At 61.4% G+C, this 17041-nt stretch carries 16 protein-coding genes; 14 read left to right on the top strand and 2 right to left on the bottom strand.

The features are described 5' to 3' along the window. Positions 1-14: 14 nt before the first annotated feature. From HGI47_RS05125 to HGI47_RS05110, 4 genes are all read left to right on the top strand, one after another. Positions 15-998, top strand: coding sequence for an NADPH:quinone oxidoreductase family protein (locus tag HGI47_RS05125; RefSeq protein WP_206066021.1), 984 nt, complete (start codon positions 15-17; stop codon positions 996-998). A 374-nt stretch (positions 999-1372) separates the two neighbouring features. Next, positions 1373-2773 (top strand): aldehyde dehydrogenase, encoded by a 1401-nt coding sequence (locus HGI47_RS05120; protein ID WP_168851695.1) that lies wholly within the window; start codon positions 1373-1375, stop codon positions 2771-2773. 28 nt (positions 2774-2801) lie between these two features. Then, positions 2802-3653 carry a p-hydroxycinnamoyl CoA hydratase/lyase gene (locus HGI47_RS05115; protein ID WP_168851694.1) on the top strand — a complete coding sequence of 284 codons (852 nt, stop codon included), beginning with the start codon at positions 2802-2804 and terminating at the stop codon, positions 3651-3653. 132 nt (positions 3654-3785) lie between these two features. Further along, positions 3786-5399 carry an NAD(P)/FAD-dependent oxidoreductase gene (locus HGI47_RS05110; RefSeq protein WP_168851693.1) on the top strand — a complete coding sequence of 538 codons (1614 nt, stop codon included), beginning with the start codon at positions 3786-3788 and terminating at the stop codon, positions 5397-5399. Between the two features lie 27 nt (positions 5400-5426). Here the strand turns inward: HGI47_RS05110 and ald are convergent, their stop codons facing one another. Beyond that, complete coding sequence (gene ald / locus HGI47_RS05105; protein WP_168851692.1) at positions 5427-6542, bottom strand: alanine dehydrogenase; 1116 nt, start codon at positions 6540-6542, stop codon at positions 5427-5429. Between the two features lie 145 nt (positions 6543-6687). On the opposite strand from ald, the gene HGI47_RS05100 reads away from it, so the two are divergent. Beyond that, on the top strand, positions 6688-7143 hold the full coding sequence (locus HGI47_RS05100; protein WP_168851691.1) for an Lrp/AsnC family transcriptional regulator: 456 nt from the start codon (positions 6688-6690) through the stop codon (positions 7141-7143). Here HGI47_RS05100 and HGI47_RS05095 read toward each other — a convergent pair. After that, positions 7112-7813 carry a TetR/AcrR family transcriptional regulator gene (locus HGI47_RS05095; protein ID WP_168851690.1) on the bottom strand — a complete coding sequence of 234 codons (702 nt, stop codon included), beginning with the start codon at positions 7811-7813 and terminating at the stop codon, positions 7112-7114. The genes HGI47_RS05100 and HGI47_RS05095 overlap by 32 nt on opposite strands. Before the next feature lie 149 nt (positions 7814-7962). Between HGI47_RS05095 and HGI47_RS05090 the strand changes: the two genes are divergently transcribed. From HGI47_RS05090 to HGI47_RS05050, 9 genes are read left to right on the top strand one after another with little or no spacing between them, the layout of a single operon-like run. After that, positions 7963-9144, top strand: a complete 1182-nt coding sequence (locus HGI47_RS05090) for an amine dehydrogenase large subunit (protein WP_168851689.1) — start codon at positions 7963-7965, stop codon at positions 9142-9144. Position 9145: 1 nt separating this feature from the next. Then, a complete protein-coding gene (locus HGI47_RS05085; RefSeq protein WP_168851688.1) occupies positions 9146-9634 on the top strand; it encodes a MauE/DoxX family redox-associated membrane protein in 489 nt (162 codons plus the stop codon). Further along, a complete protein-coding gene (locus tag HGI47_RS05080) occupies positions 9634-10221 on the top strand; it encodes a thioredoxin fold domain-containing protein (protein ID WP_206066000.1) in 588 nt (195 codons plus the stop codon). The genes HGI47_RS05085 and HGI47_RS05080 overlap by 1 nt, the downstream gene beginning before the upstream one ends. Positions 10222-10224: 3 nt before the next feature. Next, a complete protein-coding gene (locus HGI47_RS05075) occupies positions 10225-10782 on the top strand; it encodes a methylamine dehydrogenase light chain (RefSeq protein ID WP_168851687.1) in 558 nt (185 codons plus the stop codon). Continuing rightward, a complete protein-coding gene (locus HGI47_RS05070) occupies positions 10779-11237 on the top strand; it encodes a cytochrome c (protein ID WP_168851686.1) in 459 nt (152 codons plus the stop codon). The genes HGI47_RS05075 and HGI47_RS05070 overlap by 4 nt, the downstream gene beginning before the upstream one ends. Then, positions 11234-11707, top strand: a complete 474-nt coding sequence (locus HGI47_RS05065) for a cytochrome C (RefSeq protein WP_370521635.1) — start codon at positions 11234-11236, stop codon at positions 11705-11707. The genes HGI47_RS05070 and HGI47_RS05065 overlap by 4 nt, the downstream gene beginning before the upstream one ends. Positions 11708-11724: 17 nt before the next feature. Then, the gene (locus HGI47_RS05060) at positions 11725-13932 is read left to right on the top strand and encodes a TonB-dependent receptor (RefSeq protein WP_168851685.1); all 2208 of its coding nucleotides are present in this window, start codon (positions 11725-11727) and stop codon (positions 13930-13932) included. 41 nt (positions 13933-13973) lie between these two features. Continuing rightward, on the top strand, positions 13974-15377 hold the full coding sequence (locus tag HGI47_RS05055; protein WP_168851684.1) for an aldehyde dehydrogenase family protein: 1404 nt from the start codon (positions 13974-13976) through the stop codon (positions 15375-15377). Continuing rightward, on the top strand, positions 15374-17008 hold the full coding sequence (locus HGI47_RS05050) for an AMP-binding protein (protein WP_168851683.1): 1635 nt from the start codon (positions 15374-15376) through the stop codon (positions 17006-17008). The genes HGI47_RS05055 and HGI47_RS05050 overlap by 4 nt, the downstream gene beginning before the upstream one ends. Positions 17009-17041 lie beyond the last annotated feature (33 nt).

The raw sequence follows: 17041 nt of genomic DNA, 5'->3' as shown, positions 1-17041 counted from the left end.
ACGATATGAAGACCATGCAGGCGGTTCAGGTGCAGCGGTTGAGCGATGATCTTGGCGGCGTGGCGCTGACGGAACTGCCAATGCCGGTGCCCGCGCTGGGCGAAGTGCTGGTACGGATCGAGGCAGCCGCTCTGGGCTTTCCCGACCTGCTGATGACGCGCGGTGGTTATCAGGCCAAACCGTCTTTGCCTTTCGTACCCGGCATGGAAGGAGCGGGGACCGTCATCGAAGCGCGGGGGGGCAATCGCTTGCGTGAAGGTGACAGGGTGATCGTCGGCGGCCTGACGGGCGCGGTCGCGCAGTATGGGGCCTTTCGCGAAGAGGCGGTGGTGCCGTTGCCTGCCAGACTGGACATGGCTGAGGGCGCGGCGTTGCGCGCGGCCTATCTTACCGCATGGGTGGCGCTGGTTCGCCGGGGGCAGGCGGTGGCGGGTGAATGGTTGCTGGTCCACGGCGCCGCGGGTGGCGTGGGACTGGCTGCGGTGGACCTAGGCAAGGCGCTGGGGCTGAAAGTCATCGCGGTCGCATCGACGCAGGCAAAGCGGGATGCCATCGCCAGTCTGTATGCGCCTGACCATGTGATCGATGGCGGTTCCGGCTTTCGTGAACAGGTGCTGGCGATCACCGACGGACGAGGAGCTGATCTGGTCTACGATCCGGTTGGTGGCGATGTTTTCGACGAATCCACACGCTGCATTGCGTTCAACGGGCGGTTGCTGGTGATCGGCTTTGCTGCCGGGCGCATCCCCCAGATCGGTGCGAACATTGCGTTGATCAAAGGGTTTTCGGTCGTTGGTGTGCGCGCTGGCGAATATGGCCGTCGGTTTCCTGAACGCGGTGCCGAGAATATCGAAAGCATTCTGAAACTCGCTGGCGAGGGGCGGATTCTCCCGCATGTCCACGCGCGCTATGCCATGTCTGAATGGGCCAGTGCCTATCGCGCGATGGAACAGCGCAATGTGATAGGCCGCAGTGTCATCCTGCCGCATCAGAGCTGACCCGCACGGACAGGTGATCTGTTCAGGCAAAAAAGGGGCCGCACCGTTGCCGGGCGGCCCTTGGAAAGTTTGGGAGAGGATGCCTGAAAGGCCTCACCTAGATGGGCGTCGGGCCGATTCTTCGCAAGTGCGAATAACGAATGGTGTGTTGCATTTTTTACAATCATAGAGCGAAGATGGCTAGGTTTTCTTGGGTGTGAAGAAATTGACTGCGTTATCAATATAATGAGTGGCCCGCAATGACGGCCTAGGCCGAAGGGTGAGTCATCAAAATTGCTGCACCTGCACAAATTATCAGGCGCTTGTGGCGCCGAATAGCCTGTTGACCCATCGATCATGATTGCTATAAATCATAACAGATTGGGAGAGCAGTCATGTTTTTCGAACGCATCAATCCGCTTACCGGTGACATCGCCTCCAGCGCAGAGGCGATGCAAGCATCGGATATTCCCGCAATCGCGGCCAAGGCTGCAAGAGCTTTCCCGGCGTGGGCGGCTATGGGGCCGAATGCCCGTCGCGCCGTTCTGATGAAGGCGGCAACCGCCCTCGAATCGCGCGCAGATGCCTTCGTTGAAGCAATGATGGGTGAAATTGGCGCGACCAAGGGATGGGCGCTGTTCAACCTTGGCCTTGCCGCCAGCATGGTTCGTGAAGCTGCAGCGCTTACCACCCAGATTTCGGGTGAGGTGATCCCCTCGGACAAGCCGGGCTGTGTCGCAATGGCGCTGCGTGAGCCGGTCGGTGTCATGCTTGGGATTGCGCCGTGGAACGCGCCGATCATTCTTGGTGTGCGCGCCATCGCGGTCCCGCTCGCTTGTGGCAACGCGGTGATCCTAAAGGCCAGCGAGCAATGTCCGCGCACCCACGCGCTTATAATCGAGGCATTTGCCGAAGCGGGTTTCCCCGAAGGTGTGGTGAATGTGGTGACCAATGCGCCTGCCGACGCGGCGGACGTGGTTGGTGCGCTGATCGATGCACCGGAAGTGAAGCGCATCAACTTCACCGGCTCTACTGCTGTTGGCAGGATCATTGCTACACGAGCGGCGCAGCACCTCAAGCCCTGTCTGTTGGAACTGGGGGGCAAGGCGCCGCTGATCGTGCTGGATGACGCCGATCTGGACGAGGCGGTGAAGGCTGCGGCCTTTGGCGCATTCATGAATCAGGGCCAGATCTGCATGTCGACCGAACGGATCATCGTGGTCGATGCCGTGGCGGACGAATTTGCCGCGAAGTTCAAGGCCAAGGTCGGGAGCATGGCAGTGGGCGATCCGCGCGAAGGCACAACGCCGCTGGGCGCGGTGGTGGATGCGAAGACCGTGGCGCATTGCCAGAGCCTTGTCGCTGACGCGCTGAGCAAGGGTGCCGAACTGCTTACCGGTGGTGAGACGACGCAAAATGTGCTGATGCCCGCGCACGTCGTCGATGGGGTTACGCAGGACATGAAGCTGTTCCGCGATGAAAGCTTCGGCCCGGTTGTCGGCGTCATCCACGCCCGTGATGAAGCGCACGCCATCGAACTGGCGAATGACACCGAATACGGGCTTTCCGCTGCGGTCTTCACGCGAGACACGGCGCGCGGTCTGCGCGTGGCGCGCCAGATCAAGTCCGGCATCTGCCACGTCAACGGACCTACTGTGCACGATGAAGCCCAAATGCCTTTCGGCGGCGTGGGTGCCTCTGGCTATGGCCGCTTTGGCGGGAAGGCCGGGATCGACAGCTTCACCGAACTGCGCTGGATCACGATGGAAACCCAGCCCGGCCATTTCCCCATCTGATTTTGCTATTATCTTGAAGGACAAGACCATGACCGAACAGAAGATTGAGCGCACGGAAGAAGATACCGTCGCTTTCACCGTCGAAGACGGCATTGCCTGGGTAAAGTTCAACCGCCCGGAAAAGCGCAACTGCATGAGCCCGAAGCTCAACCGCCGTATGAAGGCCGTGCTGGAAGAACTGGAATTCCGCGATGACGTGAAGGTTCTGGTGCTGACCGGCGAAGGCGATGCCTGGACTGCCGGTATGGACCTCAAGGAATATTTCCGCGAAACCGAAGCGCAGGGCCTTGGCGCGATCCGCAAGTCGCAGCGCGAAAGCTATGGCTGGTTCGAACGCCTGCGCTGGTACGAAAAGCCGACCGTGGCGATGATCAACGGCTGGTGCTTCGGCGGCGGCTATGGCCCGCTGTTCGGCTGCGATATCGCTATCGCTTCGGAAGATGCGCAGTTTGGCCTTTCGGAAATAAACTGGGGCATTCTTCCCGGCGGTGGCGCTTCGAAGGTCGCGCAGGAACTAATGCCGTTCCGCAAGGCCATGTATCACGCGATGATGGGTGAAAACCTGACCGGCAAGCAGGCTGAAGAGCAGGGACTCATTACCGAAGCCGTTCCTGCCGATAAGCTGAAGGCGCGTGTGCTGGAAATCTGTGAAGCGCTGAAGAAGAAGGACGGCCACGCCCTTCGCGCTACCAAGTGGGCTGTGCGCCGCATGGTCGACATGACCTATGACAACGGTTTGGAATACCAGATCCGCGCGCAGGAAGCGCTGCACAGCTTCGGTGGTGCGGCAGCCCGCAAGGAAGCGACGCGTCAGTTCCTTGATGAGAAGAGCTTCAAGCCGGGTCTGGGCACTTTCGATACCAGCAAGGTCGAAGGCTGATCCTTTAACCGGATGGATTTCGAAAAGCCCCGGTCGCCTGTGCGGCCGGGGCTTTTTCGTGCGAAAGGCGATGGTCTTGGGACCGGGCATCGTTAGGATGGGGGCGTCCTGCCAGAATGCGAGACGCGACCTTTGTCCAACCGTTACGATGCTCTGATCATCGGTGGAGGCCACAACGGCCTGACTTGCGCCTTCTACCTTGCCCGCGCCGGGATGCGCGTGCGGGTGCTTGAGCGGCGGCATGTGGTGGGCGGTGCGGCGGTGACCGAGGAGTTTCATCCCGGCTTCCGCAATTCGACTGCCAGCTACACCGTCAGCCTGCTCCAGCCCAAAGTGATTGCGGACATGCGCCTGCACGATCACGGCTACCGCGTGGTGGAGCGCAAACTTTCGAACTTTCTGCCCTTTGCCGACAGCTATTTGAAGCTGGGCGGAGGGGAAGGGCGCACGCAAGCTGAGTTCGCGCGAATATCGCCTGCCGATTCCGAAGCGTATCCGCGTTATGACGCCGCGCTGGGCCGACTTGCCGATGTGCTGCGTGACCTTGCGCTGCAGACGCCCCCTAACGTGGGGGGCGGGCTTGCCGCGTTGCAGGCCGCGGCGCGGCAGGGCTGGCCGCTGGCAAAGCTGGATGCGGCAGCGCAGCGCGATTTGCTGGAGATATTTACCCGCTCTGCTCGCGAATTTCTGGACGGGTGGTTCAGGGATGACCGCGTGAAATCCGCTTTTGCCTTCGATGCGGTGGTAGGGAACTTCGCCGGGGTTTCCACGCCGGGGTCAGCCTATGTGCTGTTGCACCATGTGTTCGGTGAGGTGAACGGCAAGGCAGGCGCATGGGGCCATGCAATTGGCGGCATGGGTGCGATCACGCAAGCGATGGCGGCTGCTTGCACCGTTGCGGGTGTGGAGATCAGTCTGGAAGCGCCTGTTGCCAAGGTTCTGGTCGATAAGGGCAAGGCGGCGGGCGTGCGGCTGGAAAGCGGTGAGGAGCTTTATGCGCCGATCATTGCGGCCAATGTCGGCCCGGCACTGCTTTATCGGCAGATGGTGGAGGACAGCGATCTCGATGCTGATTTCCGGCGGCGTATCGCAGGGTTCAAGACGGGTTCGGGCACGTTCCGCATGAATGTTGCGCTGTCCGAACTGCCCGATTTCAGCGTTCTGCCCGGAAAGGCGCTGGCCGGACATCACACCGCCGGGATCGTGATTGCGCCGGGGCTGGATTACATGGACCGCGCCTTCGATGATGCCAGAGCGCATGGCTGGTCACGTCAGCCGATTGTCGAGATGCTAATTCCCTCAACGCTTGATGACAGCCTTGCACCGCCGGGTTGCCATGTGGCCAGCCTGTTTTGCCAGCAGTTTGCACCCACGCTGCCAGATGGCCGTTCGTGGGACGATTGCCGTGAAGAGGCGGCGGACCTGATCATCGATACTGTCACCGCCCACGCGCCAAATTTCAAGGCCAGCGTGATTGCGCGGCAAATCCATTCGCCGCTCGATCTGGAGCGAAAGTTCGGTCTTGTCGGCGGAGATATCTTCCACGGGCGGATGAGCCTTGACCAGCTTTGGTCGGCGCGCCCGGTGCTGGGGCATGGCGATTACCGCGCACCTATCTGGGGGCTGTATATGTGCGGTTCGGGTACCCACCCCGGTGGCGGGGTGACCGGCGCGCCGGGGCATAATGCTGCGCGTGAAATTCTGCGCGACCGGTCCGTTTTGTGGAAACTGCTGCATCGCGGGTGAAGGCGAACTGCCCCACCCGCGATCATATCAGGCAAGCACTTCGGCCACGGGCGTGTAGGCGTAGCCCAGTTCGTTTGCGACCGCTTCATAGGTCACCTTGCCTTCGTGGACGTTGAGACCCGCAGCAAGGTTCGCATCGGCCTTGAGCGCCGCTTTCCAGCCCTTGTCCGCGATGCGCAGGGCGTGGGGCAGGGTCACGTTGTTCAGCGCATAAGTGCTGGTGCGCGCCACCGCGCCGGGCATGTTGGCAACGCAATAGTGGACCACGCCATCGACGACATAGGTCGGTTCGGCATGGGTCGTTGCATGGCTGGTTTCGAAGCAGCCACCCTGATCAATGGCCACGTCCACCAGCACCGAGCCGGGCTTCATCGTGGACAGCATATCGCGCGTGATCAGCTTGGGCGCTGCGGCTCCGGGGATCAACACCGCGCCGATCACAAGGTCTGCCTCGGCCACAAGCGCAGCCAGCGCGGCCTTGCCCGAAAAGAGCGTGCGCGCGCGGCCTTCGAAGTGGTTGTCGAGCTTTTCGAGCACATCGGGATCACGATCAAGGATGGTCACGTCCGCGCCAAGGCCCACCGCCATCTGCGCCGCGTTAAAGCCCACCACGCCGCCACCGATCACCACGACCTTGCCCGGCAGCACGCCCGGTACGCCGCCGAGCAATACACCACGTCCGCCGTGCGCCTTTTCCAGCGCGGTGGCCCCGGCCTGAATGGCCATGCGGCCTGCAACCTGACTCATCGGCTTCAGCAAGGGCAGGGCGTTGCCCGCGCCGGTCACCGTTTCATAGGCGATGGCGGTGACGCCCGATTTGATGAGATCCGCGGTCTGTTCGGGGTCGGGCGCAAGGTGGAGGTAGGTATAGAGGATCTGGCCCTTGCGCAGCATTGCGCGCTCCACGGCTTGCGGTTCCTTGACCTTTACGATCATCTCGCAACCATCGAACACCGTCTTGGCATCGGGCTTGATCGTGGCGCCTGCAGCTTCGTAGTCCGCATCGCTTGCGCCGATGCCATTGCCTGCGCCGCTTTGCACCCACACGTCATGCCCATGCGCAACCAGTTCACGCGCGCTTTCGGGGGTGAGGCCGACGCGATATTCGTGGTTCTTGATTTCTCTGACGGTGCCGACGCGCATGGTGGAATTTCCTTTGCCTGAAGCCTTGCTCTGTAATTTGGAAACTACAGCGAAGTTTCTGGCAATTCTTGCCTTTTTTCACCGTCCCTGAGATGAGATATGGTAATATCTTTCGTCTTTATCTCCATTGCTGGGAAAATATTTCATGGATCGATTTGATATCGCGCTGCTTGAGGCGTTGCAGAACGATTCGTCACTGTCGATCGCCGATCTCGCAGAGCGTGTGGCGCTTTCGCCCTCTGCCTGCCATCGGCGAGTGAAGGCGCTGGAGCAAACTGGCGTAATTGCGGGGTACGGTGCGCGGCTCGATCCAAAGCTGCTGGGTCTGACAATGGAAGTCTTTGTCGAGATCACTCTCAACAGCCAGAGCCGTGAGGCAATGGACCGATTTGAGCGAGCAGTTGGCGATTTCGACGATATTCTGGAATGCCATCTCATGTCAGGGACCGCAGACTATCTGCTGCGCGTGGCGGCGCGCGATCTTGGCCAGTATGATTCGATCCATCGCGATTGCCTTGCCCGCTTGCCGGGGGTTTCCGCAATGCGATCCAGTTTTTCGCTGCGCCGGATCAAGCAGATGCGGGGTTATCCTGTGCGTTGAGGCCAGCGATTTGCGCAGGCGTGATGGTCTTTACCATATGGCAGAACGTGGCAATCGCGATCCGTTCAAGCTGGGGCATTCGCGGCTCGAACGGCTTTTCGTGGCCTGCAAAAATGGTCATGCCTTCCATCGATGCCGAAATGAACAGGGCGATGATTTCACGCTCGTCACCTGAAAGATCGGGGCGCATCTCCGCGATGATTTCCAGCAAGGGCGCACGCGCGCGGACATAGAGTTCCTGCATTCGTTCCAGCACGAAAGCATCATGGTTCGAAAGGCTCCACAGTTCCGGGAAGAACCGCGTGGTTTTTTTTGAGCGGATATCGTCCAGAACCAGTGTGCAAAGGCGGCTCAGTCGTTCCTCCGGAGGGACGCCCGGCATGTGCATGATCGTGGCGAATTCCACTTCATAGGCGCGGATCACCGCGTCCAGCAGTTCGCGCACGAGGTCTTCGCGGCTGCGATAGTGGTAGGTGAGATTGCCGAATTTCATGCCGCAGGCGCTCGCGACTCGGCGCATCGACATGGCGCGATACCCCTCTTCGATCAGGATCGAAAGCGCGGTGCGCAGGATCATCTCGCGCGTTTCATAGCCCTTCAGATAACCGCCGTCACGCTCAGGCATGATCATGTCGGTTACGGTAATGGGATGAGTATCATGCTGATCCATAAACGAAATTCCCCGTTTGAGCGTTGATGGTAACACAGTCTGGAAACTTGTCATACGACATATTTGGGTCACTTGACAGAATTGTTGCCTGTTTGAGACTATGAGCTTGTCGCCGGTTGCCCCAGCCCGGCGGGTCAGGGAGTTCTCGGATGAGGTCGTTCGTACTGGCTTTTGCCGCATCGGTTTCGATTGCGGCGTTCATGGATGCTCCGGCTATTGCCGCACCTGCTGCATTCCCGAACCCCTTGCCGGAAGAGCAGATCCCGGCGGTGGAAGAATTGCCCGCGCAGTGGCCGTCAGGCTGGGTGTTGGTCCACGATTTCCACTTCAGTTCCATTCTCGATGGCCGGGTGATGCTGGTCGATACCACCTCGGCCGAAAAGCCAGTGAAGGGCATCGTCCGCGCGGCGCAGTTCGCCAACACGCTGGTATCTCCCCGGCGCGGTGAAGTGCTGACGTCGGAAACGTTCTACTCGCGCTTGACCCGGGGAGAACGGACAGACGTGGTGACACTGTGGGACATGGCAACACTGCGGCCCAAGGAGGAGATCGTGCTGCCCGGCGGGAAGCGCCAGCAGTCGGTCACCTACCCACAGCTCTTCCAGTTCACGAATGCCGAAAAGTGGGCACTGGTCGCCAATTTCACGCCCGCGCAATCGGTCAGCGTGCTCGATCTCGACGCGCGCAAGGTGATTGCAGAGATTGATCTGCCCGGCTGCGCTCAGCTCTATCCCACCGGCGCGCGCGGCTTCTCCAGCTTCTGCGCCGATGGCTCACTGATCAGCGTCAAGCTGGGGCCGGATGGGCAGGCGCTGTCTTCAAAAGTAGTCGAGAACATCCACGATATCGACAACCAGCCCCTGTTTGGAACGCCCGCATGGCAGGGGCAGACAGCGTGGTTTGTCAGCTATCATGGCCGTATTCAGGGCTTCGATTTTTCCGGCGACGTGGGCAAGGTGCTGCCCGGCGCGTTCGATCTCGGCACGGCAGAAGGTGCTGCGCCCGAATGGCGTCCCGGTGGCTGGCAGGTGATCGCAATCGACACTGCAGGCAAACTCTATGTCCTGATGAGTCCCAACGGCCGCGAAGGCAGCCACAAGGACGGCGGCACCGAAGTGTGGGTTGCTGATCCCATCAAGAAAGCCCGCGTGGCCCGTATTGCGCTGCGCGGTATCGCCAGTGCCATCGGGCTGACGAAGGGAGCCAACCCGCAACTGATCGTCGCGCGCGCCGATGGCGTGATCGATGTCCACGATGCGGCGAGCGGCGCGTTCGTCCGCTCGCTCGGCACTGCGGGCGGCGCCAATCCCATCCTGATCACGGCACCTTGATATGACCGCGCTCTCCCTCTTCCTCGCGCTGCTGCTGGCGGGTGCCGCCGCACACAAGGCGCTGGCGCGTGATCGCATGGCAATTGCCGCTGCACGGTTGACCGGCCTGCGTTCACAAGCACTGCTGGCGCTGATCGTGGCCGGTTGCCTTGAACTGGCAGCAGCAGCCATGTTGCTCGTGCCCGCATTGCGACCTCTCGGTGGGCTGGTCGCTGCGGGCATCTGGCTAACCTATTCGGCGGCATTGCTGCGCCAACGCGGGCGGACGCTCGATTGCGGGTGTGATCTGGTGGCGCGCGAAAAGCCGGTGGACGGGCCGGTCATCGCACGCCCAGCGTTGCTCGCCGCGCTGGCTGTGCTCGCTTCCACTCTTCCGGCTGTTGAGGGCTTCGCGCTCGACACCCCGTTCGCCGCCGTAGCTTTCCTGGCGCTCTATCTCAGCGCGTCGAAACTTCTCGCCATTCCCCACCCTCGCTGGAGGAAATCGTGATGCTGACTTCGCAGATCCTGTTGTGGACCGCCGTGATTGCGGAAGGGTTACTCATCGCAGCGCTCGCCCGTCAGGTTGGCATCCTGCACGAACGTATTGCCCCGGCGGGTGCGCTGACTCTCAATCAGAAGGTCGAAGTCGGTGAAGTCGCCAGCCCGATGACGGTCACCACCATCGATGGCACGCCGCTGGAAGTGGGCGGCAAGCGCGAAGGGCGTAGCCAGCTCCTGTTCTTTGCCTCGCCCGATTGCCCGATGTGCAAGTCACTGCTGCCTGTTGTGCGCTCTGCCGCCAGTGCCGAGGCTGGCTGGCTCGATGTTGTGGTGGCTGGCGATGGCACTAAGGCCGAATACCAGCGCTTGCGCGAAATTCACGGGCTTGAACGGGTGCCGACGGTGCTGTCCGAAGCGCTGGGCCGCGCTTTCGGCGTCTCCAAGCTGCCCTATGCGGTGCTGCTGGACGAAGCAGGCCGTGTTGCCTCGCTCGGCCTCGTAAACAGCCGCGAACATCTGGAAAGCCTGTTCGAAGCGAAGGAGCGGGGTGTCGCCTCGATCCAGGATTTCCTCGCTCGTCGGAAGGAGGCCTGATCCATGAGCGCTTTCGACAAATGGACTGAACGCCTGACGCGCCGCGTGGCGCGCGGCACATCGCGCCGCAGCACTCTGGCTTGGCTCGGCGCAACGATCACCGGCGCAGCGGTGTTCCCCGTTCTGCCCGTTGCACGCGCTGCTGCCGGCAGTCCGCACGGCGGGGCAGGGGGGCACGCCCCGATTTCGTCCGGCAATCCTCAAGACCCCGGCGATCAGGCGAGTTGCGATTACTGGCGCTATTGCGCGATCGATGGCTTCCTGTGCTCATGCTGCGGTGGTTCGGTCAGCACCTGTCCGCCGGGCACGGAAATGTCTCCGATCACGTGGGTCGGAACTTGCACCAACCCGGCAGATAATCGCGCCTATGTGATCAGCTACAACGATTGCTGCGGCGTGTCGTCCTGCGGCCAGTGCCTGTGCAACCGCAACGAAGGGGACCGCCCGCAGGTCCGCCCGCAATCGAACAACGATTACAACTGGTGCCTTGGCACAGAGAGCAGCATCTACAACTGCTCCACCGCCGTGATCATCGGTGTGGCGTTGGACGGGCAGAAGTGAAAGCGTTTGGCTTCATCGTCCCGGCGATGGCCGTGGCGGCGCTATCGTTGCCTGCAACGGCAGCGCCGGATGGCGCGGCGATCTATGCCCGTTGCGCGGCCTGCCACACCAAGACCGGTGCAGGGCTGCCCGGCGCGTTCCCACCGCTGTCGGCAGATTTCCGCGCCCTCGCAGCCAAGCCTGCCGGTCGGCGCTATCTCGTTTTGGTCCTCACCCGCGGCATTTCCGGGCCGATCACGGTTGAAGGCAAGTCCTATCGCGGCGTCATGCCCGCGCAATCGCTGGACGATGGGGCCACCGCCGCCGTCCTCAACCACGTCGGCACGCAGATCGCCAAGACCGGCCCTGCGATGAAGTTCTTCACTGACAAAGAGGTAGCCGCTCACCGCGCATCGGTGGGTGCGCTTTCGCCCGCTGACATCGGCAAACTTCACGCAGAGGTTGGCGGACGGTGAAAATCAGGCTGCCTCTCGTCGCTGCCCTTGCTGCCATCGCGGCGGCAAGCGTGGCTGCGGGAGCCAGCGAAAGTGCCATGCGCGGTGTGTCCAATCCGCAGCAGGCCCGTGTCGATTACATGCTCAAATGCCAAGGATGCCATCGCCCGGATGGCAGCGGGGACTACAAGTCCAATCCGCCGATGAAGCACATCGTCGCGCAGTTCCTGTCCGTACCGGGCGGACGCGAATTTCTGGGTCGCGTGCCCGGTGTGTCGACCGTCGACCTCGACAATGTGCGGTTGGCGAACCTCGTCAACTGGACGCTCTACACATTTGATGCGGCACACCTGCCCGCCGACTTCCGGCCCTACACCCCGGAAGAGATCGGGCAGTTGCGCCGCCACCCCCTGCGATTGGAACGCGCCGAAATGAGAGCGCGACTGGTGGCAGGGTTCACGCAGGAAGAAGCAGGAACGCATCAACCCTGACATTCGGGAGGCAAGTCATGAGGGAACGTCTTTATCGTGGAATCGCGCTGGCTGGGGTCGCCACCGCATCCATTTTTGCGGCAGCACCGGCTTTCGCGCAGGATGCGCAGGCCGAACCCGCTGTGCCGGATGGCGAGATTGTCGTCACGGCCACAAAACGTGCGGAAAGTCTGCAATCGGTGCCGATCTCCGTCTCTGCCATCGGCGGCGATACGCTGGCCAAGGCGCGGGTGAACAGCGTGGACAACCTCGTCACCAAGGTCGCCAACCTGCAATTGACCTCCATCGTGGGCGACAACACGCCGATCTTCGCGCTGCGCGGCGTCTCAATGTCGGACTACAGCCTCAACCAGTCCAGCCCGGTCGCCACCTATTACGATGAAGTCTACAAGGGCAACTTCGCCTTCCTTGGCGTTGCCATGTACGATCTTGAGCGTGTGGAAGTTCTGCGCGGCCCGCAAGGCACGCTCTATGGCAAGAACACCACCGGCGGCGCAGTCAACATCATCGCAGCGCCCGCAAAGCTTGGCGAAACCAGCGGCTATGCCAACGCAGGCTATGGCAATTACAATCGCGTCGACCTGAATGGCGCGATCAACCTGCCGCTGGGTGAAAAGGCTGCGCTGCGCGTGGCAGGCACCTACAGCCGCGCCGATGGCTGGTTCAAGAACGTGGTGCCCGGCAAGCCCGACCTTGCTTCGACCGACGAATATGCCATCCGCGCCACGCTGAACGTTGAGGCGAGCGACACCGTGCGCTTCGTGCTGCGCGCCTCGAGCAGTTTCCAGAACCCCCGAAACTACGGCATCTATGCCCAGCCCGAAGCCGCCAATCGCCCCGGTCTTGGCGAACGCGAAATCGCGTCGAACATTGATGAAAAGCGCCGCGCCCGCACATATTCGGTCGCGCTGACCGGAACGTTCGATGTGTCCGACGCGCTTACTGTCACCAGCATCACCTCGTGGGACAAGGGCAACCTCTCGTTTTACGAAGATACCGATGGCACTGCCACCGAACTGCTCGAAATCCCCTACCTCGATCGCGCCACGCAGTTCGCGCAGGATCTGCGGTTGACCAGCGATACCGGCGGCCCCTTCGATTTCATTCTCGGTGCCTATTACAACCGCGAAAAAGTCTATAACCAGACCACGTTCGAGATCGGCAAGGACATCGATTCCGATGGCCAGCCCGGCATTACTGCCAACGATTGCGCGGTCGGCCTGCCGCTCGCCTGTCTGTTCCGCAACCAGTTCGATCAGGTGAAGAACAGCTACGCGCTCTATTCGGATTTCAAGTTCGCCGCTTCCGATGCCATCACCCTGCGCGGCGGCCTCCGCTACACGCATGATACCGGCACGCAGAGCAACTTCTCGTCCGATGCGCTGGGCGTCGATGGCACGCTGATCGCCAACCTCATTCCGCTATCATCCCTGCGCTATTCGCAGGATAACCTGTCGGGCAAGATCGGCGTGGATTACAAGCTGGCGGGCGGCAACCTGCTCTACGCCAGCGTCAGCCGTGGTTACCGCGCGCCCAGCTTCAACGCGCAGGCCTTCTTCGATCCGTCCGAACTTTCAATCGCCCGGCCAGAGGAAGTCACCTCATACGAAGCGGGCCTGAAGACGCAGTTCATGGATCGCAAGATCACGCTGAATCTTGCCGGGTTCTATTACGATTACAAGAACCAGCAATTCATCAACATCGATCCGGCCACTGCGGCGCAAACCCTGCTCAACATCCCCAAATCGCGCATCTACGGCGGCGAGGCGGAACTGACGATCCGTGCCACCGACCAGTTGACCATCCATTCCGGCGTGGGCGTACTGTCCACCAGCATCCAACGCGGGATCGTGAGCGGCGTAAACGTAGCTGGAAACCGCCTGTCCAACGCGCCGAGCTTTACCTTCAACACCACTGTCGATCTGACGTTGTTCGATGGTGACCTGGGCAAGTTCTCCGTCCACCCTGACATATCCTACCAGTCGAGCCAGTTCTTCGAAGTGCTCAACGTCTCGCGTCTGCGGCAGTCCAGCTACGCCATCGTCGGCGGGCACATCGATTGGGAAAGCGCCGATGGCCGTTTCAACGCTTCGGTCTGGGGCAAGAACCTGACCGACAAGTTCTACTTTACCTCGCGCGTCGATCTGCTCGCTGGTTTCGGTTTCGATTACAATCACATCGGCAACCCGCGCACATATGGGGTGAGCGTGGGCATGAAATTCTGATAGCCTGACCATCAAGGCGGCAAAGCCGTCGGGAGAGGATAATGCCTCAATACAAGCTGCTGATCGGCGGCGCCCTCGTCAATGGCGACATGACGATGGACGTGATCAATCCGGCTACAGGGGAGCCGTTCTGCACGGTTCCCCGCGCCAGCGCCGCACAGGCCGATGCTGCCATCGCGGCGGCAAAGGCGGCGGTGCCGGGTTGGTCGACACTGCCTTGGGTAGATCGGCAGGCCAAGCTGATCGAACTGGCCGATGCTATCGCCGTTCGCAAGGACGAGATCGCCCGCGCACTCACGATGGAGCAGGGCAAGCCACTGGCCGAAGCGCTGGGCGAACTGGCATGGACCGACGGCTACTTGCGCCATTACGCCACGCTGGAACTGCCGGAGCGGATCATTCAGGATGATGAAACTGGCTACATCGCGGTGAAGCACCGTCCGTTAGGCGTGGTCGTGGGCATCATCGCATGGAACTTCCCGCTGCTCGTCGCCTGCTGGAAGATCGGCCCGGCCGTGCTGGCGGGGAACGCAATCGTGCTCAAACCCGCCCCGACGACGCCGGTGTGTGCGCTGATCCTTGGCGAGATATGCCGCGATGTTTTTCCGGCGGGCGTGGTCAACGTGATCACCGACGCCAACGACCTCGGCCCGCATCTCACCACACATCCCGATGTCGCCAAGGTCGGCTTCACCGGTTCTACGGCTACCGGCAAGCGCATTGCCGCCAGCGGTGCGGACACGTTGAAGCGCGTCACACTCGAACTCGGCGGCAACGATCCGGCCATCGTTCTTGAAGATGTGGACGTGCGCGAAACCGCGCAGACCATTTTCGGCAACGCCTTCCTCAATAACGGGCAGGTCTGCCTCGCCATCAAGCGCGCCTATGTACACGCCGACATCTACGATGCGATGTGCGGTGAACTCGCGCGCCTTGCTGAAGCTGCAGTAGTCGATGATGGCTTGCAGCAGGGCACCCAGATCGGCCCTATCCAAAACGCGATGCAGTTCGAAAAGGTCAAGGGCTTCCTCGAATCTGCCCGCGCCGAAGGCACTGTTGTTGCTGGCGGAGAAGTGATGGAGCGCGCGGGCTATTTCATCCGCCCGACCATCGTGCGCGACGTTACCGATGGCGACCGTATCGTGGATGAGGAGCAGTTCGGCCCCATCCTCCCGCTCATCAGGTTCGACGATGTGGAAGACGTGATCGCCCGCGCCAACGCCAGCGAATACGGTCTCGGCGGCTCGGTCTGGTCAAAGGACATTGGTCGAGCGGCGGATATTGCAGCGCGCATCGAAAGCGGGCAGGTCTGGGTCAACCAGCATATCGCCATCGGTCCCCACATCCCGATGGCCGGATTCAAGAACAGCGGCCTCGGCGTCGAACAGTCGGTCGAAGGCCTTGCCGAATACTCACAGACGCAAGTGGTGAACATCAAGCGATGACGCAGCTTTCCTATGCCAAAGGTGCGGTTGACGAACCGCTGCTGGAAAAGACTATCGGACAGGCCTTGCGCGATGCCGCTGCGCAATGGGGGGCGGACCTCGCCCTTGTTTCCCGCCACCAAGGCATTCGCTGGACGTGGGGCCAGCTCGATGCGGAGGTTGATCGCGTTGCCACGGGCCTGCTGGAACGCGGCGTGACGAAGGGTGACCGCGTTGGCATCTGGGCGCCCAATTGCGCCGAATGGACCGTGCTGCAATTCGCCACCGCGCGGATCGGCGCGGTGCTCGTCACCATCAACCCGGCCTATCGCACCAGCGAGGTGGAGTATGCGCTGAACAAGGTGGGCTGCACGTTCCTCGTCACTGCCGCCCGTTTCAAGAGCAGCGATTATGTGGCGATGCTGCGTGAACTCGGCCCGGAAAAACTGCCGTTGCTCCGCAGCATCGTCGTTCTGGGCGATGAAGCACACGAAGGTTTCGAACCGTGGGAAGCCCTGCGCGTTGAACCAAACGCCGCAACGCTCGCCGCCGTCGATGCCACGCTCGACTGTAACGACCCGATCAACATCCAGTTCACCAGCGGCACCACCGGCTTCCCCAAGGGAGCCACGCTCACCCATCGCAACATCCTGAACAACGGACATTTCACTGCCCGCACGATCAAGCTGACGAACCTGGATCGCATCTGCATCCCGGTGCCGCTCTATCACTGCTTCGGCATGGTTCTGGGCAATCTTGCCGCGCTCGCCAGCGGTGCGGCAATGGTTTATCCGGGCGAGGCCTACGATGCCAGACTGGCGCTTGAAGCCGTTCAGGCTGAAGGCTGCACCGCGCTTTATGGCGTGCCGACGATGTTCATCACGATCCTCGCCCAGCCAGATCTGGACGCCTACGATGTAGGCACCCTGCGCACCGGCATCATGGCTGGTTCACCATGCCCGGTCAGCACCATGCAACAGGTCATGGACCGTCTGAACATGACGCAGGTTACCATTGGTTACGGCATGACCGAAACCAGCCCGCTCACCACGCAAACCGCTACCGATGATCCATTGGCAGAGCGCGTCGGCACCGTGGGCCGCGTCCATCCCCATGCCGAAGCCAAGGTCGTGGGCCTTGATGGCAAGACGCTGCCCATTGGTGAACAGGGCGAATATTGCTCGCGCGGCTACGCCGTCATGCTCGGCTACTGGGACGATCCGGCCAAGACCGCAGAAGCCATCGACGCCGAAGGGTGGATGCACTCAGGCGATCTCGCCACGATGGACGAACAGGGCTACATCCGCATCACCGGCCGCATAAAGGACATGATCATTCGCGGCGGCGAAAACATCTACCCGCGCGAGATAGAGGAATTCCTGCTGACCCACCCGGCGGTTCAGGATGCGCAGGTCTTCGGCGTGGCCGACGAGAAGTATGGCGAGGAAGTCTGCGCATGGGTGATCGCGCGAGCAGGCGAGGCGATCTCGCCCGATGACGTGCTGGTTCACTGCAAAGGCCGCATCGCGCACTACAAGGTGCCCCGCCACGTTCGCGTGGTCGAAGCGTTCGCCATGACCGTTACCGGCAAGGCGCAGAAGTTCGAAATGCGCAAGATGATGGAAGCTGAACTGGCGGATGCCAGCGTCTGAATTGCCCACATTCGGCAGTGACATTAAGGATTT

This window comes from Novosphingobium sp. ERN07, from assembly GCF_012641335.1.
Taxonomy (GTDB): Bacteria; Pseudomonadota; Alphaproteobacteria; order Sphingomonadales; family Sphingomonadaceae; genus Novosphingobium.
The sequence above is the reverse complement of the archived record's forward strand: the minus strand, read 5'-3'. Positions and strand labels throughout refer to the sequence as shown.

Excerpts from the sequence above, each read along its gene's own strand:
- HGI47_RS05120 (WP_168851695.1), top strand. The coding sequence starts at position 1,373 with ATGTTTTTCGAACGCATCAATCCGCTTACCGGTGACATCGCCTCCAGC.
- ald (WP_168851692.1), bottom strand. The coding sequence starts at position 6,542 with ATGCGCGTCGGCACCGTCAGAGAAATCAAGAACCACGAATATCGCGTC.
- HGI47_RS05050 (WP_168851683.1), top strand. The coding sequence starts at position 15,374 with ATGACGCAGCTTTCCTATGCCAAAGGTGCGGTTGACGAACCGCTGCTG.
- HGI47_RS05055 (WP_168851684.1), top strand. The coding sequence starts at position 13,974 with ATGCCTCAATACAAGCTGCTGATCGGCGGCGCCCTCGTCAATGGCGAC.
- HGI47_RS05075 (WP_168851687.1), top strand. The coding sequence starts at position 10,225 with ATGAGCGCTTTCGACAAATGGACTGAACGCCTGACGCGCCGCGTGGCG.
- HGI47_RS05085 (WP_168851688.1), top strand. The coding sequence starts at position 9,146 with ATGACCGCGCTCTCCCTCTTCCTCGCGCTGCTGCTGGCGGGTGCCGCC.
- HGI47_RS05100 (WP_168851691.1), top strand. The coding sequence starts at position 6,688 with ATGGATCGATTTGATATCGCGCTGCTTGAGGCGTTGCAGAACGATTCG.
- HGI47_RS05090 (WP_168851689.1), top strand. The coding sequence starts at position 7,963 with ATGAGGTCGTTCGTACTGGCTTTTGCCGCATCGGTTTCGATTGCGGCG.
- HGI47_RS05125 (WP_206066021.1), top strand. The coding sequence starts at position 15 with ATGCAGGCGGTTCAGGTGCAGCGGTTGAGCGATGATCTTGGCGGCGTG.
- HGI47_RS05060 (WP_168851685.1), top strand. The coding sequence starts at position 11,725 with ATGAGGGAACGTCTTTATCGTGGAATCGCGCTGGCTGGGGTCGCCACC.
- HGI47_RS05080 (WP_206066000.1), top strand. The coding sequence starts at position 9,634 with ATGCTGACTTCGCAGATCCTGTTGTGGACCGCCGTGATTGCGGAAGGG.
- HGI47_RS05115 (WP_168851694.1), top strand. The coding sequence starts at position 2,802 with ATGACCGAACAGAAGATTGAGCGCACGGAAGAAGATACCGTCGCTTTC.
- HGI47_RS05095 (WP_168851690.1), bottom strand. The coding sequence starts at position 7,813 with ATGGATCAGCATGATACTCATCCCATTACCGTAACCGACATGATCATG.